General features: G+C 64.5%; 21 protein-coding genes and 1 other RNA gene. 12 read left to right on the forward strand and 10 right to left on the reverse strand.

Features of this window, described 5'->3' with window-relative positions; translation table 11 throughout:
- Positions 1-19: 19 nt before the first annotated feature.
- Both ACN6KF_RS23750 and ffs read right to left on the reverse strand, forming a co-directional pair.
- On the reverse strand, positions 20-1,831 hold the full coding sequence (locus ACN6KF_RS23750) for a DNA polymerase III subunit gamma/tau (protein ID WP_434959219.1): 1,812 nt from the start codon (positions 1,829-1,831) through the stop codon (positions 20-22).
- 161 nt (positions 1,832-1,992) lie between these two features.
- Positions 1,993-2,090: signal recognition particle sRNA small type (ffs, locus tag ACN6KF_RS23755), an RNA gene on the reverse strand.
- Between the two features lie 470 nt (positions 2,091-2,560).
- Between ffs and ACN6KF_RS23760 the strand changes: the two genes are divergently transcribed.
- From ACN6KF_RS23760 to ACN6KF_RS23775, 4 genes are all read left to right on the forward strand, one after another.
- A complete protein-coding gene (locus tag ACN6KF_RS23760; RefSeq protein WP_434959220.1) occupies positions 2,561-3,622 on the forward strand; it encodes a DUF4167 domain-containing protein in 1,062 nt (353 codons plus the stop codon).
- 420 nt (positions 3,623-4,042) lie between these two features.
- Positions 4,043-4,531, forward strand: coding sequence for a tellurite resistance TerB family protein (locus tag ACN6KF_RS23765; RefSeq protein ID WP_434959221.1), 489 nt, complete (start codon positions 4,043-4,045; stop codon positions 4,529-4,531).
- Positions 4,528-5,316, forward strand: coding sequence for an SDR family NAD(P)-dependent oxidoreductase (locus tag ACN6KF_RS23770; RefSeq protein WP_434959222.1), 789 nt, complete (start codon positions 4,528-4,530; stop codon positions 5,314-5,316). Before ACN6KF_RS23765 ends, ACN6KF_RS23770 begins: the two co-directional genes overlap by 4 nt.
- Positions 5,317-5,452: 136 nt before the next feature.
- Entirely contained in the window at positions 5,453-6,406 is a 954-nt protein-coding gene (locus tag ACN6KF_RS23775; RefSeq protein ID WP_434959223.1) for an acetyl-CoA carboxylase carboxyltransferase subunit alpha, read from the forward strand.
- Between the two features lie 165 nt (positions 6,407-6,571).
- Here ACN6KF_RS23775 and ACN6KF_RS23780 read toward each other — a convergent pair whose 3' ends face one another.
- The 4 genes from ACN6KF_RS23780 to ACN6KF_RS23795 all read right to left on the reverse strand — a co-directional run bounded on the left by ACN6KF_RS23780 (position 6,572) and on the right by ACN6KF_RS23795 (position 11,026).
- Positions 6,572-7,849, reverse strand: a complete 1,278-nt coding sequence (locus ACN6KF_RS23780) for an ABC transporter permease (protein WP_434959224.1) — start codon at positions 7,847-7,849, stop codon at positions 6,572-6,574.
- Entirely contained in the window at positions 7,846-8,535 is a 690-nt protein-coding gene (locus ACN6KF_RS23785; protein WP_434959225.1) for an ABC transporter ATP-binding protein, read from the reverse strand. Before ACN6KF_RS23785 ends, ACN6KF_RS23780 begins: the two co-directional genes overlap by 4 nt.
- 4 nt (positions 8,536-8,539) lie before the next feature.
- Positions 8,540-9,001 carry a hypothetical protein gene (locus ACN6KF_RS23790; protein WP_434959226.1) on the reverse strand — a complete coding sequence of 154 codons (462 nt, stop codon included), beginning with the start codon at positions 8,999-9,001 and terminating at the stop codon, positions 8,540-8,542.
- Between the two features lie 252 nt (positions 9,002-9,253).
- On the reverse strand, positions 9,254-11,026 hold the full coding sequence (locus ACN6KF_RS23795; RefSeq protein ID WP_434959227.1) for an alkaline phosphatase: 1,773 nt from the start codon (positions 11,024-11,026) through the stop codon (positions 9,254-9,256).
- 507 nt (positions 11,027-11,533) lie between these two features.
- On the opposite strand from ACN6KF_RS23795, the gene ACN6KF_RS23800 reads away from it, so the two are divergent.
- Both ACN6KF_RS23800 and ACN6KF_RS23805 read left to right on the forward strand, forming a co-directional pair.
- Positions 11,534-13,075, forward strand: coding sequence for a L,D-transpeptidase family protein (locus ACN6KF_RS23800; RefSeq protein WP_434959228.1), 1,542 nt, complete (start codon positions 11,534-11,536; stop codon positions 13,073-13,075).
- Positions 13,076-13,364: 289 nt separating this feature from the next.
- Positions 13,365-14,111 carry a methyltransferase domain-containing protein gene (locus ACN6KF_RS23805; protein WP_434959229.1) on the forward strand — a complete coding sequence of 249 codons (747 nt, stop codon included), beginning with the start codon at positions 13,365-13,367 and terminating at the stop codon, positions 14,109-14,111.
- Positions 14,112-14,309: 198 nt separating this feature from the next.
- Here the strand turns inward: ACN6KF_RS23805 and metW are convergent, their stop codons facing one another.
- A complete protein-coding gene (metW, locus tag ACN6KF_RS23810; protein WP_434959230.1) occupies positions 14,310-14,978 on the reverse strand; it encodes a methionine biosynthesis protein MetW in 669 nt (222 codons plus the stop codon).
- Positions 14,975-16,162: a homoserine O-acetyltransferase MetX gene (gene metX / locus ACN6KF_RS23815; RefSeq protein ID WP_434959231.1), complete on the reverse strand. Its 1,188-nt coding sequence runs from the start codon at positions 16,160-16,162 to the stop codon at positions 14,975-14,977. The genes metW and metX overlap by 4 nt, the downstream gene beginning before the upstream one ends.
- A gap of 300 nt (positions 16,163-16,462) precedes the next feature.
- Here metX and ACN6KF_RS23820 point away from each other — a divergent pair, with 300 nt between their 5' ends.
- Together ACN6KF_RS23820 and ACN6KF_RS23825 are read left to right on the forward strand one after the other, a co-directional pair.
- The gene (locus ACN6KF_RS23820) at positions 16,463-17,374 is read left to right on the forward strand and encodes an SPFH domain-containing protein (RefSeq protein ID WP_434959753.1); all 912 of its coding nucleotides are present in this window, start codon (positions 16,463-16,465) and stop codon (positions 17,372-17,374) included.
- 115 nt (positions 17,375-17,489) lie between these two features.
- On the forward strand, positions 17,490-17,945 hold the full coding sequence (locus ACN6KF_RS23825) for an NfeD family protein (RefSeq protein ID WP_434959232.1): 456 nt from the start codon (positions 17,490-17,492) through the stop codon (positions 17,943-17,945).
- 259 nt (positions 17,946-18,204) lie between these two features.
- Here ACN6KF_RS23825 and gluQRS read toward each other — a convergent pair whose 3' ends face one another.
- Complete coding sequence (gene gluQRS / locus ACN6KF_RS23830; RefSeq protein WP_434959233.1) at positions 18,205-19,128, reverse strand: tRNA glutamyl-Q(34) synthetase GluQRS; 924 nt, start codon at positions 19,126-19,128, stop codon at positions 18,205-18,207.
- On the opposite strand from gluQRS, the gene ACN6KF_RS23835 reads away from it, so the two are divergent.
- The 4 genes from ACN6KF_RS23835 (at position 19,127) to ACN6KF_RS23850 (ending at position 22,207) form a co-directional block, all read left to right on the forward strand.
- Positions 19,127-19,771, forward strand: coding sequence for a DNA-3-methyladenine glycosylase family protein (locus tag ACN6KF_RS23835; RefSeq protein WP_434959234.1), 645 nt, complete (start codon positions 19,127-19,129; stop codon positions 19,769-19,771). The genes gluQRS and ACN6KF_RS23835 overlap by 2 nt on opposite strands.
- A gap of 67 nt (positions 19,772-19,838) precedes the next feature.
- Positions 19,839-20,510, forward strand: a complete 672-nt coding sequence (locus ACN6KF_RS23840; RefSeq protein WP_434959235.1) for an alpha/beta hydrolase — start codon at positions 19,839-19,841, stop codon at positions 20,508-20,510.
- 107 nt (positions 20,511-20,617) lie between these two features.
- Positions 20,618-21,688, forward strand: a complete 1,071-nt coding sequence (locus ACN6KF_RS23845; protein WP_434959236.1) for an extracellular solute-binding protein — start codon at positions 20,618-20,620, stop codon at positions 21,686-21,688.
- Between the two features lie 54 nt (positions 21,689-21,742).
- Complete coding sequence (locus ACN6KF_RS23850) at positions 21,743-22,207, forward strand: GNAT family N-acetyltransferase (RefSeq protein ID WP_434959237.1); 465 nt, start codon at positions 21,743-21,745, stop codon at positions 22,205-22,207.
- A gap of 20 nt (positions 22,208-22,227) precedes the next feature.
- Here the strand turns inward: ACN6KF_RS23850 and ACN6KF_RS23855 are convergent, their stop codons facing one another.
- Complete coding sequence (locus ACN6KF_RS23855) at positions 22,228-22,533, reverse strand: 4a-hydroxytetrahydrobiopterin dehydratase (protein ID WP_434959238.1); 306 nt, start codon at positions 22,531-22,533, stop codon at positions 22,228-22,230.
- Positions 22,534-22,600: the final 67 nt, after the last annotated feature.

Below are 22,600 nucleotides of genomic sequence, written 5' to 3' on the forward strand. Positions count from 1 at the left end.
GGAATTTCTCCAAATCCAATCAAATATCGTCGGCCGAATAGGATGCGGCCTCGTCGGCATCATCGGGATCGCCGCCGTCATCGGGCGCCGGCGCCAGGGATTGCGTCTCGACCGGGGCGTTGTCCCGGATGTCGACGATCTCGGCGCCGGGAAAGCGTTCCATCACGGCGCGCACGAAGGGATCGGCCCTGATCCCCGAGAGCACGGCGGCCTGCCGGGCCTCGGCCAGCTCGCGCAGGGTCGCCTCGCCCTTTTCCGAGGACAGCACCACCAGCCAGCGCTTGCTGGTCCAGTCCGACAATTTGCGCGAGAGGTCATTGACCAGGCCTTGGGGCGAACCTGGTTCGAGGGCGATGTCGAGGCGGCCATCGGCAAAGGCGACCAGGCGCACGAAGCGCTCCAGAGCGAGCTTCAGCGGCAGGTCGCGCTTTTCCATGGCGAGGCTGACGATCTCGGCAAAGCTGGCGAGCGCGCGGCTCGGCTGTGCGGCCGAGGCCGGTCCCGGCATCGGGGTATGCTGGGGCTGCGGCTGGAACTGCGCCTGGGTAGCGGCGGTGATCAACTGGGCCCGCGGGGTGGCAGGTGGGGGCCCAGGCGGCGGTGCGGCAGGTCCGCGTGCCGGTAGGGAGCCGCCATTCTCGCTGAGCTGGCGGATGAGGTCGTCGGGCGAGGGAAGATCCGCCGCATAGCACAGGCGCGCCAGCACCATATCGGCGGCAGCGAGCGGCTTGGCGGCGGTCTGGGTCTCGGGAATACCCTTGAGCAGCATCTGCCACTGGCGCGTCAGCGCCTTGATCGAAAGCGTCTGGGCAAGCTCGGAGCCGCGCACCTTCTCGATCTCGGTGGCCGAAGGATCGTTGGCCGCGGCAGGCGAGATCTTCACGCGCGTGACGAAATGGGTGAATTCGGCCAGTTCCGACAGCACCACCGCCGGATCGGCACCCTGGTCGTATTGGGCACGCAGTTCATCGAGGGCGGAGGCGGCGTCGCCACGCATCACGGCCTCGAACAGGTCGATCACGCGCGAACGGTCGGCGAGGCCGAGCATGGCGCGCACGCTCTCGCCGTCGATCGTGCCGCCACCAAGACTTCCTGACCCGGAATGGGCGATGGCCTGATCGAGGAGGGAAAGGGAATCGCGGACCGAGCCCTCCGCGGCTCGCGCGATCATCGCCAGCGCTGCCGCGTCGATCGAGACGTTTTCCTTCTCGCAGATCATGCCGAGATGGCGTGCGAGCAGGCCACTGTCGACACGGCGCAGGTCGAAGCGCTGGCAGCGTGACAGGATGGTGATCGGGACCTTGCGGATCTCGGTGGTGGCGAAGATGAATTTCACATGCGGCGGCGGCTCTTCCAGCGTCTTCAGCAAGGCGTTGAAGGCCTGGGTGGTCACCATATGGACTTCGTCCATGATGAGGACCTTGAAGCGCGCCGAGACCGGGGCATAGCGCACGCCGTCGGTAATCTCGCGAATATTCTCGATGCCGTTATGCGACGCGGCGTCGAGTTCCATGACGTCGATGTGGCGGCTGTCGATGATGGCTTGGCAGTGCCGGCCGAGGCCTGGCATGTTGATGGTCGACTTGCCGCCGCCTTCCGGCGGCTCGTAGTTGAGCCCGCGTGCCAGGATGCGCGCCGTCGTGGTCTTGCCGACACCGCGCACGCCGGTGAGCATATAGGCCTGGTGGATGCGGCCCGTCTCGAAGGCGTTGGAAAGGGTACGCACCATCGCGTCCTGGCCGATCAGGTCGTCGAAGGTCTGCGGGCGGTATTTGCGGGCGAGAACGCGGTAGGGCTGGTTATCGGGCGGCGTCGTGTTCGCGTCTTCCATCAATTCCCCCGAATCCCTCGAAGCAGAACTGACCTGCTCCATCCCTGAATGAAGCAGGTCAATTCTGCAAGCATCTGGACTCCAGCAGATTGCGATGGATCGGATCCACGGTCCGATCCATCGCAATCTGCCTGGGGCATCTGCGATCCGCCGTTCCATGAGGTAGGAGGTTGGACGAAGACCCGCATCGGTCTCGTTGGGGCTGCTTCCTTCCGGATCTGACCCGGTTGGCGAGTGTTGCGTCCACCGCCAACCTCCCGCCGCGTATATGGGCCATCGGCGCGCGAATGACAAGCCGAGGTGCCAAAAAACCTCATATGCCGCAAAATCTCGATTGAGCTGCATATTTCCTGCACAAAGCGCCGGGGCCTTTTAAAAAAGGGCTTGGACTTTGCTGCGCGAGCGACTATCTAGAGATACACAAATCGTTCGGGGCTGGCGTCGATAGTACGAGCCGGCTCTAGTGCAGATGCACTTTTAGTCGAACATCGAGCGAAGCGCTCGTTCGCCCCAACGGTGAAAATGCCTATTCCGGTACCAAGAGCCGAGGTGGCGATCTGCCGGAGTGTGCTGCTGCGCCCGACGCAGGCGGAACCATGGTTTTCCTGACCCGTGCATTGACCAATGTGATGCAATGGCCATGACGAAGGTTCGCCGTCGCCTCGCGGGGTTGCGCAAGTTTATAGCGGAGAATGAGATCAATCTATGAGGCAGGGACAGCAAAAGCGTATGCGTGGTCGTTCACGCGGCGGCAAGGGTCCGAACCCGCTGAGCCGGAGCTATGAGTCGAACGGCCCGGACGTGAAGGTTCGTGGAACCGCCGCCCACATCGCTGAAAAATATGTTCAGCTGGCGCGCGATGCCCAATCCTCCGGCGACCCGATCCTGGCCGAATCCTATCTGCAGCACGCCGAGCACTATTTCCGCATCATCGCGGCGGCGCAGCCCCAGTTCACCAGCGACCAGAATTTCGGCCATGGTGCCGAGGATGAGGAAGAGGGTGACGATTCCGATTTCGAGGGGCCGATCCCCTCGATGCCGCAAGGCTTCGGCTCGCCGGCGAATCAGTTTGGCGCACCGCAGGGATTCGACGAGCAGCCGCGGCTGGTGCAGCCGGGACGCGACCGCAATTACGGTGAGCGTGGCGAAGGCGGCCAGCCTTATCGCGAGCGTGAAAACCGTTTCCGTGACCGCAATGACCGCTTCAATGGCGAACGCAGCCCGCGCGAGGAACGCCAGCCTCGCGAGGACAGGCAGCCGCGCGAAGACAGGCAGCCTCGCGAAGATCGGCCTTATCGGGAGGACCGTCAGCGTGATCGTCCGTTCGACGGACAGGCCAATGGCCCGGTTGCCGAAGGCGAAAGCGGCGGCGAACCGCGCTTCAATCAGCGTCATGGCCGGCGTGACCGCCGTTTCGGCGATCGTGGCGATCGTCCCTTCCGGGATCGCGCCAATACCAGTGATGGGCCGCTGTTCAACGAGCGTGGGCAGGGCGAGCGCGGCACGTTCCAGCCGGCGCCTGTGGTGCCGGTCGATCAGCCCCAACCGGATCTGCATGACGATCACGCCCTTTCCACCTTGCCCTCCTTCATCACCGGCACGCCGGCGGTGGCTCCAGTTGCTCCGGCACCAGCCCCCGCTCCCGCGGCACCGGTAGAAGCAGCGCCGACTGCCGCTCCGGTGGAAGCAGAGGCCGCGGCTACTCCACGTCCGCGCAAGCGCCGGGTCTCGAAGAAGGCTGCCGCCGCAGGTGAAGCAGCCGAGGCGAGCGCGGAAACGGCCAGCGAATAGGCGCTAAGCAAATCGGCTTTACATGAACAGCCGGCGGTCCTGCGGGACCGCCGGCTTTTTTAATTGCCGATGGGTTGAACTTGCGGAGGGGCTCCGCATATTGAATTCAAGTTCTATTTGTCGCCTGCTACGGCGTTTTGCGATTTGACGGAATCACCCAGAATCGCAAAGAAGCGTCGGAACATAGAGTTAGAGCAAAGTGCGCTTCGGAGAAACCGCGCCTTGCTTTAGGTAATGCCGGCCGGGTGTGGTTGGAGCCCGCGCAGGAAACGGTCTTTGCCGTTTGACGGAATCGCCAAGAACCGCAAAGACGCCTTAGCCAATCACCTGGATTGGCTGGAACACGGAGAGTTGGAGCAAGGCGCATTCACGCGTGAACACGCCTTCTCCGGGGTTTTGGTTCTGAGTCGGGATGTTGCAATGTTGGCTCGCTTGCAAAAGCTGATACGCGGTTTCGCGCTGGGCGAGCCGGCCAGGCCGCGCTATGTCTTCGACGAGACGGATCATCGCGTCGCGGCCGCGGGGCTGCTCGTGCATGCCATGAATGTGGACGGGGTCGAGAGCCCGGCCGAGAAGGCGCGCGTGACCGCGCTGCTGCAGGAGCGCTTTTCGCTCGACGAGGATGAGACCCGCGCTCTGCTGGCGGCAGCAGGAGAGCGCAATCGCGATGCCCTCGATTTCAATGATTTCACCGGCGTGGTGAAGCGCGCCTACAATGTCGAGGGCCGTCAGCGCATCATCGAGATGATGTGGGAGATCGTGTTCGCCGACGGCCTCCTGCACGAATTCGAGGATAATCTCGTCTGGCGTGTTGCCGAAGCCCTCGACGTGCCGGGGCCGGCGCGCACCACGATCCGCAGCAAGGTGGCCGCCCAGAACAACGTGCTCCTGCCGGAAGCCAGCGAGTGAGCCGTCCGGTCGCGCTGGTCACGGGAGCCTCGAGCGGCATAGGCGAAGCATTGGCTCATGCCCTGGCCGAGCAGGGCGAGGATCTCCTGCTGATCGCCCGGACACACGGCCAATTGCTGCGCGTCCAGAGCGAGATTGCTGCCGCCACGGGGCGCTTCGTGGCGGTCGCGGCGCTGGATCTCGAACGTGCCGATGCGGCCGAGGCCGTCAGAACCGTGCTGCGGGAACAGGACCTCAGCGTACGGCATCTCGTCAACAATGCCGGCTTCGGCCTGGCGGGCGATATGGCGGATCTGCCGGTATCAGGCCAGGTCGGCATGGTCGACCTCAATTGCCGGGCGCTCCTGGCGCTGACGCTCGCCTTCCTGCCCGAGATCCGAGAAAACGAGGGCGGCGTGCTCAATGTCGCCTCGGTCGCAGGTTTCACGCCGGGGCCGGGCCTTGCCGTCTACTATGCCAGCAAGGCCTTCGTGCTGTCGTTGACGCGGGCGCTGGCCTTCGAGGAGCGTGAGAGCGGCATCAGGGTCTGCGCCCTCTGCCCCGGCCCGGTGCCGACCGGGTTCGGCGCCCGGGCGGGCTTCGGCAAGTCCGGCGTCATCGCCGTCACGCGCCCGCTTTCGGCAAAGGATGTTGCCCATATCGGCCTTGCGGGCTATTTCGGACGTCGTACCGTGGTGGTGCCGGGTATGATCCCCAGGCTGATGGTTGCCATCCTGTCGGTCCTGCCGACGCGGATGGTGCTTCCGGTTCTCGCCCGCGCCCAACGCCAGAGACGACAGAAATAGCACCATTCGCCGGACCGCCCCTTTCGTCATGAAGTGGTGAACGGTCTGTGCGAAGGGGAGATATACGAAACGCTTCCTTGACTTCCCTGGCGTGAGACGCCAGTTTCCGGCTCCTTTCGTCGTCATTTGGACACCCATGCGCAGCTATCTCGATTTTGAAAAACCCGTGGCCGAACTCGAGGCCAAAGTCGAGGAACTGCGCGCGATGGCGGAGTCGGGTGACGCGGTGGCGATCGGGGACGAGATCCAGCGGCTCGAGGCCAAGGCGAACCAGGCGCTGCGGGATCTCTACGCCCAGCTCACGCCCTGGCAGAAGACCCTGGTGGCTCGCCACCCCGAGCGTCCGCATGCCAATGACTATATCGCCGCCCTGATCGAGGATTTCACGCCGCTTTCCGGCGACCGCAAGTTCGGCGACGACGAAGCCATCATCGGCGGCTTCGGGCGCTTCCGTGGCGAGGCCGTCTGCATCCTCGGTCATGAGAAGGGCTCCGATACCGAAAGCCGTATCCGGCATAATTTCGGCATGGCGCGGCCGGAAGGCTATCGCAAGGCCGTGCGCCTGATGGAACTGGCCGATCGCTTCGAGTTGCCGGTGATTTCCTTTGTGGATACGGCCGGCGCCTATCCGGGCATCGATGCCGAGGAGCGCGGCCAGGCCGAGGCGATCGCCCGCTCGACTGATGCCTGCCTGGGGCTGGGTTCGCCCAGCGTCGCCGTGGTGATCGGCGAAGGCGGCTCGGGTGGCGCCATTGCGGTGGCGGCGGCGAGCCGGGTCCTGATGCTGGAGCATTCCATCTATTCGGTGATCTCGCCGGAAGGCGCGGCCTCCATCCTCTGGCGCGAGGCCAGCAAGGCGCAGGATGCCGCCAACAACATGAAGATCACGGCGCAGGACCTGCTCAAATTCGGCGTGATCGACGCCATCATTCCCGAGCCGACCGGCGGCGCGCATCGCCTGCCCGAGAAGGCAATCGAGACCACCGGCGATTTCATCCAGAATTCGATGCGTGATTTGTTCAACCAGTCCCGCGAAGCCCTGATCCGGGCGCGCCAGGACAAATATCTGATGATCGGCCGCAGCCTGTAAGGCTGGTGCTTGGGGCGGACGCGAACCTTGCCAAGTTCGCATGGGAAACGCCGCGGCTGGGACCGCGGACGTCTCGTCCGCTTTCGCTATCCGTAAGGCTCCAGTGTTTCCAGAAGGCGGATGAGACGTCCGAGGTCCCAGCCGGCGTGCTCTGCAAACCTGACCTCACCCTCGCAAGGCCGCTGCAGGCGATTGCCGATAAGCGAGCAAAGCGGGTGCGAGGCCGAGGATGGCGGCGAAGCCTGCCAGCAGGGCGGCAAGGCCGAGATCACCCCGCGTGAACGCCACCGGCAGGATCATGCCGCTCCAGCTCGTCACCCAGCCCGATATCGCGAGGGCTCCGAGATAGCCGAGCGCGAAGCCAGCCCCGATGCCAAGCGCCAGCAGGACGAAAAGCTCGGACCACACGATGGCGAGAACGATATGGCGCGGCGTGCCGAGGGCTCGGAGCGCTCCGATCTGGCGCCGGCGCTGGCCGACATGGATCACCGTCACGAAGATCAGGGCAGCCGCGACCAGGAGCTGGGCGCCGGCCGCCACCGCCACCAGCACGGTGCGGGCATCGCCGAGCGTGGCATAGAGCCGCGTCAGCACTTCGGCCGGAAAGACGGCGAGTGTGCCCTCGCCGCGATAGGCCTGGCGCAGCTTGTAAGCGTCGGCGATGGTCTTGGGCTTGACCAGCAGGGCTGGAACGCCTGCGACGGTATTGGCGAAGCTCTCGTCGAGCGGCGCGGTCGCATCGATCGCGCCTTTATGCTCATGCTCCTCATGCCCGGCTTCTTCAGGGTTGGTTTCCTCGTGCTGGGGGTGGGCATCGTGATCAGCCGCTTCCTCGGCATGACCGAGCCCATGCAGATGCCAGACGGCCTGAACAGGCACCAAGACCGCCTTGTCCCAGGCTGTATGGCCCGGCTTGAGACGCCCCACCACGGTATAGGCGAGCTCGGTATGGGCATGGCCCCCTTCCTCGGCCATGCCATGCGAGGGCTTGATGCGGGTGCCGAGCGGAATCCCGGCTGCGGCGCCGACCACTGCCTCGCCCTCGGCAGTGAAGGCGCGGCCTTCGGCCAGGCCATCCGATAGAGCGTTCACCAGGGCCGTCGTGGTGCCGACGATCGGCCGGCCCTGGTAGGAATCGCCGAAGCCGATCGGCGCGGCCCAGGCAACGCGGGGATCGGCGCTGAGTTTGCGCACGGTTTCCGCCGGCATTAGCGGCAGGGGCGAGGGTTGTAGGAACACGGACGAGAGGACGAGCTGGGTCTCGCTGCCGGCGGCGCCGACGACCAGATCGAACCTGTCGGCGGCCCGGGCGCTGCCGAGGCGCATCGCCCGTTCCTGCAGCACCACGCCGACGCCGAGCGCGGTCGCCAGAGCCACCAGCAGCACCACGGCCAGCGCTCCCGGCCAGACCCGGCGCAGATCAGCGAGGATGAAGCGGATCATGCGGCCTGTGCCCTTACCTTCTCGTCGGACACGATATGGCCGGCAGCGAACGTGAGCCGCCTTGCCAGCCGGCCCGTCAGTGCGGTGTCGTGCGAGACGATGATGAGCGTGCTGCCTTCCGCGCCGGCGAGCTCGATGAGGAGGTCGCCCACGGCGGCACCGCTCTCGGCATCGAGGCTCGCGGTCGGCTCGTCGGCCACCAGCACGGCCGGCCGGCGCAGCAGGGCCCTGGCAAGGGCGACACGTTGCATCTCGCCGCGGGACATGCCGTCGATCGCCTGATCCGGCCTCAGCAGGCCGACCCGTCCGAGCAGGGTTCGGCCACGCTCGATAACGGTCTTGCCGGCCCGCCCGGACAGGCGCAGCGGCAACAGCACGTTCTCCAGGGCCGACAGGCCGGGAAAGAGATGAAAATCCTGCATGACCAGGCCGATTGTGCTGCCGCGCCAGCGGTCCCTGGCACCTTCCGGCAGCTTGGCGATGTCGGTATCGCCCCAGCGTATCCGGCCCTGCCCGACGCGTTCGAGGCCGGTGACGACGTTGACGAAGGTGCTCTTGCCGGAGCCCGATGGGCCGGTCACGGCAAGCTGGCTGCCTGCCGCGAGGACGAGCCTGCTGATGCGCAGCACCGGTGCGGCGAGGCCGGGAAAGGAGACGGCGATGTCTTCGAGATCGAGCGCCAGCACCGGATCAGACCGCCCAATAGCGCGCGTCGCGCAGGCGCAGACGGCTGAGAAAGCCGGTTTCCGGATCGGTCCAGGACCCCATTTCCAGGCGTCCCGACACTTCGATCCTGGTGCCGGGCTGCACGAAGGTCTGCTTCTCGTCGAGATAAACAACAACGATGTTGTCGGGCCAGTCCGAGTCGGAGGAGCAGAAGGGGCAGATCGACATCGGGATTTCGGTGAGCACGAAGAAGGTGGCTTCCGCCTTGAGGGGCGGGGCCATGAAGCCGCTCATCACCACGTCCTTGCCGTCGAGCTCCCTGACCTTGGCCGAGAACTCCAGGCCCAGCACGCTGATCTTGCCATAGAGTTCGGGAAAGCCGAGCGTTGCCGCCGAGGTAGCCAGGGCCGGCCGCGCCAGAAGGAGCGGCGACAGCCCGAGCAAAGTGAGGACGTGGCGGCGGGGCAGGAAAGGGATTGACGTCATGGTGAGCTCTTACGCCGGCCGAGGTCGGCGCTCCCAGGAAACATCGCCTCGGGCGGCCAACCGCCCGAGGCCGTCGTCCGATCATTAGGCGTTGTCGGCAACAACTGAAACGCTGCCTTTGTCATGCCCGGGCTTGACCCGGGCATCCAGCCGCCTCGTCTTCAATGCCGGGAGGGGGGGCTGGATTGCCGGGTCAAGCCCGGCAATGACAAAGGTTGAGCCAATTCGACCTGTTTATTTCCGGGCAAAGCCTTATTGCATCTGGGCCTTCTGGGCGCTGGAAGCGCCGAGTGCGAAGGCGTCGGCCAGGACGCGATAGACATCGCTCTCTTCCAGATAGCCCTTGAAGCCCTCGGCGCCCGGGCCTGTGGCCTGCAGCACGATGTCGTCGACCGCATGGGCGGTGCTGTCATTGTTGCGCGGGATGTTGCCCTGGACGAAGACCGCGCCGGGCACGTCCTTATAGGCCGGATTGGCGACATATTCCTTCTTCTCGTTCTGGATGGCGGGCTCGTAGGGGCCACCAAGCTTCGGGCTGAAGGTCTCGTAGTGATCGGGATAGTTTCCGTAGACGACGGCCAGGCGCTTGCTGGGATCGATCTTGTCGGGATAGCCGTCGCCGTCCTTGTCTTCGTAATTGGTGAAGCCGGCGTCGGCATAGATGCCGACCTTTTCGCGCATGTCGGTGCCGGGCTTGCTGTCGTCGACGGTGCCGATCACCGACATGGAATGCGTATGGTCGCCGGTGGCGACGATCAACGTGTCGGGATGGGTCTTGGCGAATTCGCGGGCGATGCCGACGGCCTTGTCGAACTCGATGGTCTCATAGAGCGAGCGCTCGGCATCCTGCGCATGCGACATCTTGTCGATGGAGGCGCCTTCCACCATCAGGAAGAAACCTTCCGGATTCTTGGAAAGCTGGTCGAGCGCCGCCTTGGTCATGTCGACCAGGCCGGGCTGGTTCGGGAACTTCTCGACCGTGCCCTTCTTGAGGAGGAAACGGTCGAGCGCGACGTCCATGTTGCCGGTGTGGAACAGGCCGAGGATCTTGCCGGTATTGGTGCCGGAGGCCGCGGCGAGACTGTCCTTGTCGGTGGCCAGCGCATAGCCGGCGTCCTTGAAGAGCTGGATGTAGTCCTTGTCGTCCTTGCGCTTGGAGCCGGTGGTCGACTTGGGCAGGAAGTAGGCCGAGCCGCCGCCCAGGATGACGTCCGGCTTCACATCGTAGAACATGCCCACGATCTCGGCCTTGTCGGCGCGCTTGCGGGTATGGGAAACCACGGCAGCCGGGGTGGCGTCCTCGATCTCGGCGGTGGAGACCACACCGATCGACTTCTTCGAGGTGCGGCGCACCGCTTCGGCGATGGTTTCGACGCGCGGATCGTCCAGGCTGGCGGGCGTGCGGTCGGCATAGACGCCGAGAGCGTTCACAGCCGTCTTGTGCCCGGTCATGTAAGCCGACATCGTGTTGGCACTGTCGGTGGCGATGGCGTCCGTCGACGAGGTGCCGATGAAGGCCATGTGGTCGAGGTCGTCCATGGCGAGGCGGCCATTGGCCTTGCCCTCGGTCATGCCCTTGGACATGATGCGCGCGCCGGTGCGGTTGGCGACCGTCAGGCCGTCGCCGAGCAGGAAGATGATGTTCTTGGCCTTGGGCGTGGCGGCGGTGCCGAAGACGTCCCAGGTCACGCTGCGGCTCTGCCCGCCGGCCGAGACCTCGATCTTGTAGCTGCCCGGCACCGCGAGGGTCAGGCCGCGCAGCAGTACCGCCGAGCCGAGATCCTTGTCGTCCTTGCCCTTCTCGGAGGCGACGAACTCGACGTCCTTGCCGAACACACCCTTGTAATCCTGCCCGTTGACGGTGACGCGTACATCCTCCGGCTTCACCGTGCCGGCGAACTCGGCCTTGAAGTCGAAAGGCGAGCCGGCCAGGATGGTGGCGCGGTCGAGCGGATAGATGCCCGCGGCCTGGCTGGGACCGATCAGCATGGTGGTGACCGCAAGGGCGGCGAGGAGCGTGCGCATGGCAATCCTTTCGCGGATGCGAACAGACTTTGTCACTGAAGCGTCTTGCGGTTTGGCGAGCGTGCCGAGAGTTGCAAAGACGCGTGGAAACAAAGAACTGGAAGAGGGCGCGTTCCCCCTGAACGCGCTTCGCGCTAGGGATAGCCAGCGCGTGCGACAGGTCCATGACAGCGGGCGGGACCAGGATCAGGCCGTATCACAAGCAGTATAGAGGGGGCATCCGTCAGATCCGGGGCGGCAAAGACTCCATGTCGTATCCTCGCATCCTGTTCGAAATGAAGTTTTGTTGTGGCCGATGCTTGTCTGGTCGTGAGGAAGTCTATAGGGTCCCGGCCGAGTTTCCGGTGGAAGGCCCCTATCGGCGGGGCGTGGAATCAGGCATTGTGCCGTTAAGGTTCCGTTCACGCTGTTGCGTAACCACGACCGGCCCATGGCTTGCGGCGAGCGGTCGTTGATTGTAAATGTCCCTTAGTCCGTATTACTGACTTTGCACGGGTTCACTGGTTCATGACCGCTCACTTCAAGTTGATGCGCAAGATTGCAATGGCCGTGCCGGTCCTTTTGCTGGCGGCGGCCTGTTCCAATCAGAATGGCGCAAGTGTTCGTTCGACTAGCCCGGTGCCGCAGGCCTTGATTGCCGAAATGCAGGCCAAGGGCATGGCGCGTTCCGCGCCCATCCTGGTGCGCATCTACAAGAAAGAGTCCGAACTCGAGCTCTGGAAGCAGACCTCGAGCGGGCGTTATGCTCTGCTCAAGAGCTATCCGGTCTGCCGCTGGTCGGGACAGCTCGGTCCGAAGAAGAGCGAGGGCGACCGCCAAGTGCCCGAAGGCTTCTATGCGGTGGGCATGAGCAGTCTCAATCCGAATTCGCAATATTATCTGTCCTTCGACATCGGCTACCCCAACAACTTCGATCGCCAGCTCGGCCGGGCCGGCGGCAACATCATGGTGCATGGCTCCTGCTCCTCGCGCGGCTGCTTTGCCATGACCGACAAGCAGGTGGCCGAGATCTATGCCGTGGCGCGTGAGGCGTTGCAGGGCGGGCAGGCTTCGTTCCAGGTGCAGTCGCTGCCCTTCCGCATGACGCCCGAGAACATGGCCAGGAATCGCCGCAACCCGAATATCGGCTTCTGGCAGAACCTGAAGGAAGGCACCGACAATTTCGAGGTCACCAAGCAGACGGTCAAGGTCGATGTCTGCAAGGGCCGCTATGTCTTCAACGGCAATGGCGGGACTGACTGTGCTATCGCGCCCGCCAGCCAGAATGTGGCTGCCGCCGTTTACGAGAAGCGGCGCGGCGACGATGCCAAGATCACCTCGCTGGTTGCCTCCGGCACCAAGGCCGTCAACTATATCTACCAGGATGGTGGCTCCAATCCGGTGTTCGCCGCGCGCGCCGTCGACCAGTCGGCTGTCCCCGGCAAGGATCGTCCCTTCACCTATTCGCGTGTCGACGTGACCGAAGTCGCCCTCAACGATGCGGGCGCGCCGGCCACGGAAGCAGACGCGAATGCCGCCCATCGCGTGACCTATGCCGCAGCCGAAAGCCTGCTCTATTCGGAAGCGGCAGTGGCCCGCAAGCCGATCAAGGGCGTGGCGGATCCGAAGGCCGTCGCCAAGCGTCAGGAGGCCGTCTATGCCCGCCTGATGGGCAACAAGCTTCCGGCTCCCATGCCGCAGAAGCCGGTTGCCGTGGCTATGGCTGCTCCCGCTGCCAACGCTCCGCCAAGCCAATTGGTGGCGGCCGCCGCGCCGGAGGGACAGCCCTTCTATGCGCGCTGGCTCGGCTATGCGCCGGCCGAACAACCGGCCTCGCCGGCGGCGATCAATGTCGACCCGATCCAGACCGGCACTGTGCCCGATACCAAGCCGAAGCATGGCAAGGCAAAGACGCTGACGCCCGGCAAGCCGATGATGGCTGGAGCCGCGCTTCCGGCCGCCCAGATGGCCGAGCTGCCGCCGGCGATCACCAATCCGCCGACGGAGCAGCCTTTCTACAAGCGCTGGCTCGGCCTGGGCGGCGACCAGGGCGCCACGGCGACCAACTGAGCTTCGGCCGTTTTCTTGATCGATTGATCCGTGAGCCCTTTCCCGGCATGGGAGAGGGCTCATGCATTCTATCGCGGTTGCGCTTGCCGGTTGAGCGATTTCAGCGCGCATTGCAGCCCTGATCGGTGCCGGGGATCGATGGACACGGAATTGCTTCGTTTGGGCTGCTCTCTTCGGATTGGCCAATTCTCTTGTTCTCGCCAGTTTTTGCGGATTAGCTTGGCGCGCAATGGCGTCGTCCCGGCCTGCAAGATCGAATTGTCGCTGTCGTAACTAGGTGTTGGTTCCAATGTCGCTCGATGTCGTCGATCTCCGCGACTTCTACAGCACCAATCTGGGCATCGTGGCCGGCCGCCTGATTGCCACCAAGATCCGGGCGCGCTGGAGCGATCTCAGCAGCCAGCGTGTCGCCGGCATCGGTTTTGCCGCGCCCTATCTCACTATGTTCCGCGACGAGGCCGAACGCGTGGTCTCGTTCAATCCATCGACGCAGGGCGTGCTGGAATGGCCGGAGAACGGCCCGCTCGCCGCCGCGCTGGTCGAGGAGACCGAACTGCCCCTGGCGGATGGCTGCCTCGACCGGGTGCTGGCCATACATCTGCTCGAGGAGGCCGATTCTGCCCTCGACACGCTGCGTGAGATCTGGCGCGTGCTGGCGCCCGGCGGCACGGTGATGCTGGTGGCGCCGAACCGGCGAGGGGTCTGGGCGCGCTCCGATGCCACGCCCTTTGGTAATGGCCGGCCCTTTTCCCGCCCGCAATTGACCCGCCTGCTGCGCGATGCGCTGTTCTCGCCGGTGAACTGGACGGAAGCGCTCTATCTGCCGCCGATGTTTCATGGCTGGGCGCTGCGCTCCGCTCCCGCCTATGAGCGCTTTGCCGCCCGCTTCGCCTCCCCCTTTGCCGGCGTGCACATCGTGGAGGCCTCCAAGCAGGTGTTCCGGCCGATCACGGTGCGTGCCAAGCGGGCGGTGTCGCCGAAATTCACGCCGGTGCTGCTGCCCAGCCCTGCGGGCCGTCTCGCCGATGGGGCGTGACTCCCGGCGTCATTGAAAGGGCTGTCGTCCCCGGCGAGCGAAGCGAGGAAAGGGGATCCAGAGGCAAGAAGCCTGCGTCTCATTGGCCCCTGGATCCCAGTCACAAGCAAAGCTTGTGACGATACCCTCGTCCTCTCTCGCTGTGCTCGCGAGGAACTTGGCCGGGGATGACAGGACGCTTGTCGGTGGGGCGGCAGCCTACCGCCTTCTGAGCAGGAACACCGCCTGCTCGCCGAACAGGTTCCAGAACCACCATGGCGCCTGGACCTGGACCGGCTGGCCCGATAGCGTCAGCGCTTCGGCCCGTTCGATCACCGCATCGAGGCTGCGCGCCATCTCGACGAAGTCGCGGATCGAGCAGAAATGGATGTTGGGGGTATCGTACCAGGCATAGGGCAGGTTGTCGGTCACCGGCATGCGGCCGCGGAACATGATCTGGCCACGGATGCGCCAATGGCCGAAATTCGGGAAGGAGACGATGGCACGCCGGCCGATGCGCAGCATGTCCTCCACCACTTGGCGCGGCTTGCGGGTGGCCTGCAGGGTCTGCGACAGGATCACATAATCGAAGCTGTCGTCGGGATAGTCGCTCAGGTCGGAATCGGCGTCGCCTTGGATCACCGCGAGGCCGCGGCCGACGGCGGCGTTGACGCCGAGCTGGCTGATCTCGATGCCGCGGCCATCGACATTGCGTGTCGCCTCCAGCAGGGACAGCAATTCGCCGTCGCCGCAACCGACGTCGAGCACGCGGGCGCCGGGGATCACCATGTCGCGGATCTGCAGGAAATCGAGGCGGGTGCCCGGCGTTGATGCCGGGCTACGCTGGGCCGTCATCGTCCTGGTGTCGCGCGGGCGGAACCTGTTCATGCCACCCCTCGCTCGCGGGCCGCGGCGCCGACGAAGCCGCGCACCATGTCGAACAGCTCGGGGATGTCGAGCAGGAAGGCGTCGTGGCCTTTGTCGGTCTCGATCTCGACGAAGGAGACGCGGGCGCCGGCCGCGTTGAGCGCATGCATGATCTGGCGCGAAGCGCTGGTGGGAAACAGCCAGTCGGAGGTGAAGGACGCCACGCAAAAGCGGGTATGCGTGCCCCTGAAGGCGGCGGCGAGGGAACCGTCATACTCGGCGGCGAGGTCGAAATAATCCATCGCGCGGGTGACATAGAGATAGGAGTTGGCGTCGAAGCGCTCGACGAAGCTCAGGCCCTGGTAGCGCAGATAGCTTTCGATCTGGAAGTCGGCATCGAAGGTGAAGGTGCGCGCCGCGCGGTCCTGCAGGTTGCGGCCGAATTTGCGTTGCAGGGCGTCCTCGGAGAGATAGGTGATGTGGGCAGCCATGCGGGCAACGCCCAGACCCTTGGCGGGCCGGATGCCGGCCTCGATATAGTGGCCGCCGCGCCAGTCGGGATCTGCCATGATCGCCTGGCGGCCGACCTCGTTGAAGGCAATGTTCTGGGCGGTATGGCGGGCGGCGCTGGCGATACACAGCGCCGAGAACACCCGTTCGGGATAGGAAGCGGCCCATTGCAGCACGAGCATGCCGCCCATCGAGCCGCCGAGCACCGCGAACAGGCTCTCGATGCCGAGATGGTCGAGCAGCATGGCCTGCGCCCGCACCATGTCGGCGATGGTCACCACCGGAAAGTCGAGGCCATAGGGCCGGCCTGTCGCCGGATTGGTCGAGGCTGGGCCGGAGGAGCCCATGCAACTGCCGATCACATTGGGGCAGATCACGAAGAAGCGCTCGGTGTCGATCGGCTTGCCCGGGCCGACCAAGGTATCCCACCAGCCCGCGCGCCCGGTGACGGGATGGACGCTGGCGACATGCTGGTCGCCGGTGAGCGCATGGCAGACCAGCACGGCGTTGGACTTTGCCGCATTCAGCTTGCCTGCCGTGGTGTAGGCGATGCGCAGCGGTGCGAAGTCGACGCCGCTGTCGAGACGGAGCGGCCGTTCCAGGCCGAAATCGACGACCAGGCTGTCATCGGGCTGGTCCGCCTGCTTGCGGGCCAGTTCCGGGAAGCTCGCCCGTAGCTGCTCACCTTCCGACATGCGCCTGTATTTCCCCGCCGCCCAAATCGTACGTCGCCTAAGCCGTTCGGTTTGCCGAACGTTTCGTTCGATACATCCTAATATCACGCGGTATTGCAAGTGCAATGGCGTTGCTGGCGGCATCACTCGTGCGTTTTCGCATCTTCCGGTTGCAGGAGCTTGCGAGAGCGCTTTCCAGCGCTCGCGGCCACAGCTAGACAGGATGAAATCTCGCTCGATCTGGAGACCGCAATGCCCAATATTCCACTCACCGCGACGACAGCCGTCATTGTCCTGGCCATTGCGCTGCTGTTCTTCCTGATGAAGATGGTGAAGACCGTGCCACAAGGCTATAATTACACGGTCGAGCGTTTTCGTCGCTACGCCTATACCATTCAGCCTGGCCTCAACATCGTGCCGCCGATCTTTCATCGTATCGGTGCACGCATGAACATGATGGAGCAGGTGCTGGATGTGCCGACGCAGGAGATCATCACCAAGGACAACGCCACCGTTGCCGTCGATGGTGTCGCCTTCTTCCAGGTGATCGATGCCGCCAAGGCCGCCTACGAGGTCGCCAATCTCAACAGCGCCATCCTCAACCTGCTGATGACCAATATCCGCACGGTCATGGGGTCGATGGATCTGGACCAGCTTCTCTCCCATCGCGACGAGATCAACAACCGCTTGCTCATCGTGGTTGACGCCGCCGCGACGAGCTGGGGCATCAAGATCACCCGCGTCGAGATCAAGGACATCGTACCGCCGGCCGATCTGATCGCCTCGATGGGGCGCCAGATGAAGGCCGAGCGCGAGAAGCGTGCCGTCATTCTCGAGGCCGAGGGCCAGCGCCAGTCGGAGATCCTCAAAGCCGAGGGCCAGAAGCAGGCCCAGGTCCTGGAGGCCGAGGGCCGCAAGGAAGCCGCCTTCCGCGACGCCGAGGCGCGTGAGCGTTCGGCCCAGGCCGAGGCCGCCGCCACCATGGTGGTGTCCGAGGCGCTGGCGCAAGGCAATGTCGCTGCGCTCAACTATTTCATCGCCGACAAATATGTGAAGGCGATGCAGGCTATGGCGACGGCGCCGAACCAGAAGGTGCTCGTTCTGCCGATGGAGGCGACCGCCCTGATCGGTTCGCTCGCGGGCATTGGCGAAATCGCCAAGGCAACCTTCGGGGAGGCCGCGGTGCAGGGCAGGCGCCCTGGTTCCGGCGTGCCGCGTACCGGCCAGGATTGAGACCATAGCGTTTTGCGGTTTGACGGAGTCACCAAGAATCGCAAAGACGCGTCGAAACAAGGAGCGAGAGCAAAGTGCGATTCGGAGAAATCGCACTTTGCTCTAGGAGCCGCCCATGAACGAATTTGCGTCCATCAATGTCTGGGGATGGTTCGTGTTGGCCGCCGTGCTGATCGGCCTGGAAGTGCTGCTGCCCGGCGCCTTCCTGATCTGGCTCGGCCTTGCTGCCGCCGCGACCGGGGCCATCAGCTTCTTCTGGCCGTTGAGCTGGCCGCTGGCGCTCCTGCTGTTCGCGGCTCTCGGTGTGGTCTTCGCCTGGATCGGCCGGCATTTCGCCCACAAGGTCGACGCGTCCGACAAGGAGCAGCCCTTTCTCAATCGCCGGGCCGATGCGCTCGTCGGCCAGAGTTTCACCCTGGCCGAGCCGATCGTGAACGGCGTGGGGCGAATAAGGGTCGGCGACACGGTGTGGCAGGTCAAGGGGGCTGACGCAGGCGCTGGCGCGCGCATCAAGGTGGTGCGTATCGAGGGAGGATGGCTGGCTGTCGAGGACGTATCGAAACAGGCGTGATGTCCGTTTTCAAAGAGCGGGTATTTTTGAAACTTGCTATGGCTTTGCGGGATAAGGCGCTCGAAACTCGGTGTGCCGATCTCCAGATCGGCATCTTCTTTCCTCGCAAGCGTTACGTTTCCAAGATGGTCGATCTCGCTCCATTAATTGATGGAGCTGTGGAGATCGACCCTCCTTTCTCGTGCTCATGCCTACAAAATAAGCGCATTTGGGTAGGGAAGCCTGCGATTGGAAGAGCCAGGGCCGATGCGTGCTGTCCTCACACGATCCCCGCCATTCCCCGTATCTGCGCCGGCGTGACGCCATCCGCTCGCAGGGCGCGCAGGCTGGTGGAACGAGCGGATTTCGACAGTTTCTCACCATCGAGGCCGAGGATCAGGCCGTGATGATGGTAGATCGGTTCCGGCAGGCCGAGCAGGGTTTGCAGCAGGCGATGCAGACCGGTGGCATGGTAGAGATCCCGGCCGCGCACGACATGCGTGATGCCCTGCAGTGCATCGTCGACCACCACGGCCAGATGATAGCTGGCTGGGAATTCCTTGCGCGCTAGCACCACGTCGCCCCAGCGTTCCGGTGCGGCTGGAATTGCTTCGAAGCCCCCGTCTTCGGCGGCCGCCTGCTCCCGCCAGAACAGGGTGGGTACCAAGGCCGCGGCCTTGGCTAAGGCCGCCGTCATGTCGAGCCTGAGCGCAAAGGGCTCTGTCGGGCCCCGTTCGGCTGGGTCGTCCGCCGCGGCGAGTGCGGCGCGGGGATAAAGCGGGGTACCATCGGGATCACGGGTGATCCCGGGATCACGCGGATGATCCGGCCGGTCGATGGCGGCAGCAATCTCCGTACGCGATGCATAGGAGCGGTAGAGCAATCCCATTCCGGCAAGACGGTCGAGGGCCTCGCGATACAGGTCAAAGTGCTCGGATTGGCGCCTCGGCCATGGTTCAAAGGGCAGGTCCAGCCAGGCAAGATCCTCCAGCAGTGCGGCGACGAATTCCGGGCGGCAGCGCGTGGTGTCGATGTCCTCGATGCGCAGCAGCAGGCGCCCGCCGGTTGCCGCAGCCCAGCGCTCGTTCTCGAAGGCCGAGAGCGCATGGCCAAGATGGAGATGACCGGTCGGGCTGGGCGCGAAGCGCAGGACGGGGCGGTTGTTCGATTGATTTGCCACGGGCAGGATGTAACACAGAGGCATGACCGTGATCATCCATTCGCGTGCCGAAATCCTTGCCGGCGTCGAGGCCCTGCGCGCGCTCGATCCCAGGCTGGCAGCGATTCACGATCTGTGCGGCGAGCCGCCCTTGCGCCGCAACGAAGGCGGGCTGGAGGCGCTCGCCTGGATCATCGTGTCCCAACAGGTCTCCGTCGCCAGCGCCCGGGCGATCTGGGCACGCACCAAGGCAGTGTTCGATCCCTTTACGGCTGAGAGGCTGGTCAGCGCCCCCGAGGCGGATTTCCGCACCGGCGGCCTGTCGATGCCGAAGATCCGTACCCTCAGGGCGCTCGGCCAGGCGGTGCTGGACGGGCTCGATCTCCATGCCCTGGCCGTATTGAGCGCCGATGCTGCCCGCGCGGAGTTGACCAAGGTCAAGGGCATCGGTCCCTGGACCGCCGATATCTATCTGATGTTCTGTCTCGGCCATGGCGATGCCTTTGCCTCGGGCGACCTCGCCTTGCAGGAAGCCGCGCGCATGCTGCTCGAACTCGAAGAGCGCCCGAATGCCGTCGCCCTTTCAGAGATCGCCGAAGCCTGGCGCCCCTGGCGCGGTGTTGCCGCCCGGCTGCTCTTTGCCTATTACGCCAAGATGAAGAATCGGTCGGGTGTACCGATCGACTGATCGCGGGACGCATTTTCGTCACGCGAATCGGTGCTCTGTGCATGCGAGACAAAATGAGGAGACGCGGATGACGAAGCTCGACGGACCCCGCCTGCCCGCCCGATCGGGCAAAGCCCGCCAGCTCGTCGTCTTCCTGCATGGCTATGGCGCCGACGGCAACGATCTGATCGACATCGGCCGAGCCTGGCAGGAACTCCTGCCCGACACTGCCTTCGTATCGCCCCATGCGCCCGAGCCCTGTGCGGGAGGTCCCTTCGGCCGTCAATGGTTCCCGCTGACCTTTCAGATTCCCAATGAGCGCTGGCATGGCGTCGAGAAGGCTCGGCCCGTGCTCGATGCCTTCCTGGACGAGGAACTCGAGCGCGAAGGGCTGGACGAGACCGCGCTCGCTTTGGTCGGTTTCAGCCAGGGCACCATGATGGCGCTGCATGTCGGGCTTCGTCGCCCCAAGGCGATGGGGGCCATCGTCGGCTATTCCGGCGTTCTGGTTTGTCCGGAAGGGCAGTTGCCCACGGTGATGGCGCCGGAGATCACCGCGAGGCCACCGGTTCTGCTGATGCATGGCGACCAGGACCAGGTCATTCCGCCCTTCGCGCTGCAGTTCTCGCAGGAAGGGCTCAAAGCCCTTTCAGTGCCGGTCGAAGCCCATATGAGCCGTGGGCTCGGCCATGGCATCGACAATCAGGGACTGCAACTCGGCGGCACCTTCCTTGCGCAGGCACTGGCTCGGGCCGAATAGGGGGAAAGACCGGTTTGAGGAAAGTGCCACGACCGGAGCATTTTTCCCTCTCCCCCAACGGGAGAAGGGAACTTATAAAGCCCGAACGACGCGCCTTCCTGCGCGGGGTGGCAGCGCTTGGCCTGGGCGCGCTGGCTTCACCCGCCATCGTCAGCCAGGCGCTCTCCTCCTCCGGGGAGCTGAACTATCTCGGCTGGTCGGGTTATGATTTCGGCGCCCTGTTCCGCACATTCACCGAAAAGACCGGCATTACCGTCAATTTCAGCGAGCAGCCCGACCAGGAGGCGATGCTGGCGCAGGCGCGCATCGCCGCCCAGGGTGTGGGCGCCGACATCGTCGAACCCTCCATCGACCGCCTGCCGGAATGGCTGCAGGCGGACCTGCTGCAGCCCTGGAACGATGGCAATGTCAGCCTCGATCTCTATGACAAGGCGTTCCTGACCGGTTCTGCCATGCATAAGGGCCGGCGCTACTTCTTGCCGGTGGTCTGGGGCGCGGAGGCCCTGGCCTATGCGCGCCCAGCCGCACCGCAGACCTATGGCACTGCATCCCTCACCGCGCTTTTCGATGAAAAATATCGCGGCAAGGTCGCGATCAGGCCGTCGACCGGGCTGGCTGCGATGGGCCGGGTGCTGGAGGCCGAGGGAAAGCTGCCGAGGCCTTGGCTTGACGGCTACAAGGACGAGGCTGCCATGCGCCAGCTCTGGGACCTCGCACTGGCCGAGGCGACCAGGCGCAAGGCCGTGATCGGCCAGTTCTGGAGCAGCGAAAACGAAGCGCTGGCGGCCTTCCGCAGCAAGGGCTGCACGCTGGGGCTGACCTGGGACACCACGGCGCAGGTGCTCACCGCTGACGATGTCGGCTTCGTGGCACCCAGGGAAGGGGCCTTTGGCTGGCTGCAGGGCTATGGCCTGCTCAAGAATGCGCGGAATGCCGAGCAGGCCCATGAATGGGCCCGCTTCATCGTCACGCCCGAAGCCTCGGCCGCCTACGCCACGGCTTTTTCCGCCAATCCGGTGTCGCGGGGCGCCATCGACCGGCTCGATGGCAAGCTGCGGGATTTCCTCCGGGCTGCCTATCCCGACGATGCTCTCTCGAAGGTCTGGTGGTCGCCGGCGCAGCCGCCCTGGTTCGTCACGCTGCGCAGCGAATACGCGCAGAAATGGCAGGCGGCCTGAGAGGCGACCGGGCACTGGCTTGGAACCGGACAAGCATCGTCATAATGTGAGGACATGCCAGTCGATCATGATATCCGTCGTGCCAGCCCGGATGATGCGCCGGCGATCAGTGAGATCATCCTCGCGGCTTTACGAGAAACCAATGCCCGCGACTATGCACCTCAGATCATTGCCAGGGTGGAGGAGAGCTTCACGCCCTCGCGGGTGGAAGAGCTGATACGGACACGTAAAGTCCTTGTCGCTCTTGCCGGCGAGCGGATCATCGGGACTGCGAGCCTGGAGGGAGAGTGGATTCGAACGGTGTTCGTCGCTCCCGATGCTCAGGGCAAGGGCGTGGGGCGACGCCTTATGGCCAGGATCGAAGATTTGGCGCGGCATGCGGGTCTTGCAACATTGCAGGTTCCCGCCACCGTGACGGCTGAACGATTCTACAGCAAGCTGGGATTTAAGGTCGTGCGCGATAGTTATCACGGCGATGAACGCACGATCATCATGGAGCGCCGTCTGGTCTCGTTGTGAACCAGGCTTGGCCGCGAGGATCACACCCCCATCGTCGCGGCGATCTTGTCCATGTTCCTGGCGAGCTTGAGGTCGAGTTCGGTCAGCCCGTCGGCGTCATGCGTGGAGAGTGTGACGTCGACGGTCTTGTAGACATTGGACCATTCGGGATGATGGTTGAGCTTTTCGGCGGTGAGGGCGGCCCGCGCCATGAAGCCGAAGGCCTCGTTGAAATTGCGGAAAACGAAGACACGGCGAATCGCGTCGCGGCCCGGTGTCGCGGCCCAGTTGGCAAGCTCGGCCAGCGCGGAGCGGCGTTCGTCATCGTTCAGTTTCGCTTGGGGCATGTCGGCCTCCCTTGATGCGTTATAGCCATGACGGCCATGTCAAGGCTTGGCGGGCAGCAATGACGAT

The organism is Labrys methylaminiphilus subsp. lupini, from assembly GCF_051161885.1.
Lineage (GTDB): Bacteria > Pseudomonadota > Alphaproteobacteria > Rhizobiales > Labraceae > Labrys.

Coding starts and splice junctions, on each gene's coding strand:
- ACN6KF_RS23750 (WP_434959219.1), bottom strand. CDS start 1,831: ATGGAAGACGCGAACACGACGCCGCCCGATAACCAGCCCTACCGCGTT.
- ACN6KF_RS23760 (WP_434959220.1), top strand. CDS start 2,561: ATGCGTGGTCGTTCACGCGGCGGCAAGGGTCCGAACCCGCTGAGCCGG.
- ACN6KF_RS23765 (WP_434959221.1), top strand. CDS start 4,043: ATGTTGGCTCGCTTGCAAAAGCTGATACGCGGTTTCGCGCTGGGCGAG.
- ACN6KF_RS23775 (WP_434959223.1), top strand. CDS start 5,453: ATGCGCAGCTATCTCGATTTTGAAAAACCCGTGGCCGAACTCGAGGCC.
- ACN6KF_RS23780 (WP_434959224.1), bottom strand. CDS start 7,849: ATGATCCGCTTCATCCTCGCTGATCTGCGCCGGGTCTGGCCGGGAGCG.
- ACN6KF_RS23790 (WP_434959226.1), bottom strand. CDS start 9,001: ATGACGTCAATCCCTTTCCTGCCCCGCCGCCACGTCCTCACTTTGCTC.
- ACN6KF_RS23795 (WP_434959227.1), bottom strand. CDS start 11,026: ATGCGCACGCTCCTCGCCGCCCTTGCGGTCACCACCATGCTGATCGGT.
- ACN6KF_RS23800 (WP_434959228.1), top strand. CDS start 11,534: ATGACCGCTCACTTCAAGTTGATGCGCAAGATTGCAATGGCCGTGCCG.
- ACN6KF_RS23805 (WP_434959229.1), top strand. CDS start 13,365: ATGTCGCTCGATGTCGTCGATCTCCGCGACTTCTACAGCACCAATCTG.
- metW (WP_434959230.1), bottom strand. CDS start 14,978: ATGAACAGGTTCCGCCCGCGCGACACCAGGACGATGACGGCCCAGCGT.
- metX (WP_434959231.1), bottom strand. CDS start 16,162: ATGTCGGAAGGTGAGCAGCTACGGGCGAGCTTCCCGGAACTGGCCCGC.
- ACN6KF_RS23820 (WP_434959753.1), top strand. CDS start 16,463: ATGAAGATGGTGAAGACCGTGCCACAAGGCTATAATTACACGGTCGAG.
- ACN6KF_RS23825 (WP_434959232.1), top strand. CDS start 17,490: ATGAACGAATTTGCGTCCATCAATGTCTGGGGATGGTTCGTGTTGGCC.
- ACN6KF_RS23835 (WP_434959234.1), top strand. CDS start 19,127: ATGACCGTGATCATCCATTCGCGTGCCGAAATCCTTGCCGGCGTCGAG.
- gluQRS (WP_434959233.1), bottom strand. CDS start 19,128: ATGCCTCTGTGTTACATCCTGCCCGTGGCAAATCAATCGAACAACCGC.
- ACN6KF_RS23840 (WP_434959235.1), top strand. CDS start 19,839: ATGACGAAGCTCGACGGACCCCGCCTGCCCGCCCGATCGGGCAAAGCC.
- ACN6KF_RS23850 (WP_434959237.1), top strand. CDS start 21,743: ATGCCAGTCGATCATGATATCCGTCGTGCCAGCCCGGATGATGCGCCG.
- ACN6KF_RS23855 (WP_434959238.1), bottom strand. CDS start 22,533: ATGCCCCAAGCGAAACTGAACGATGACGAACGCCGCTCCGCGCTGGCC.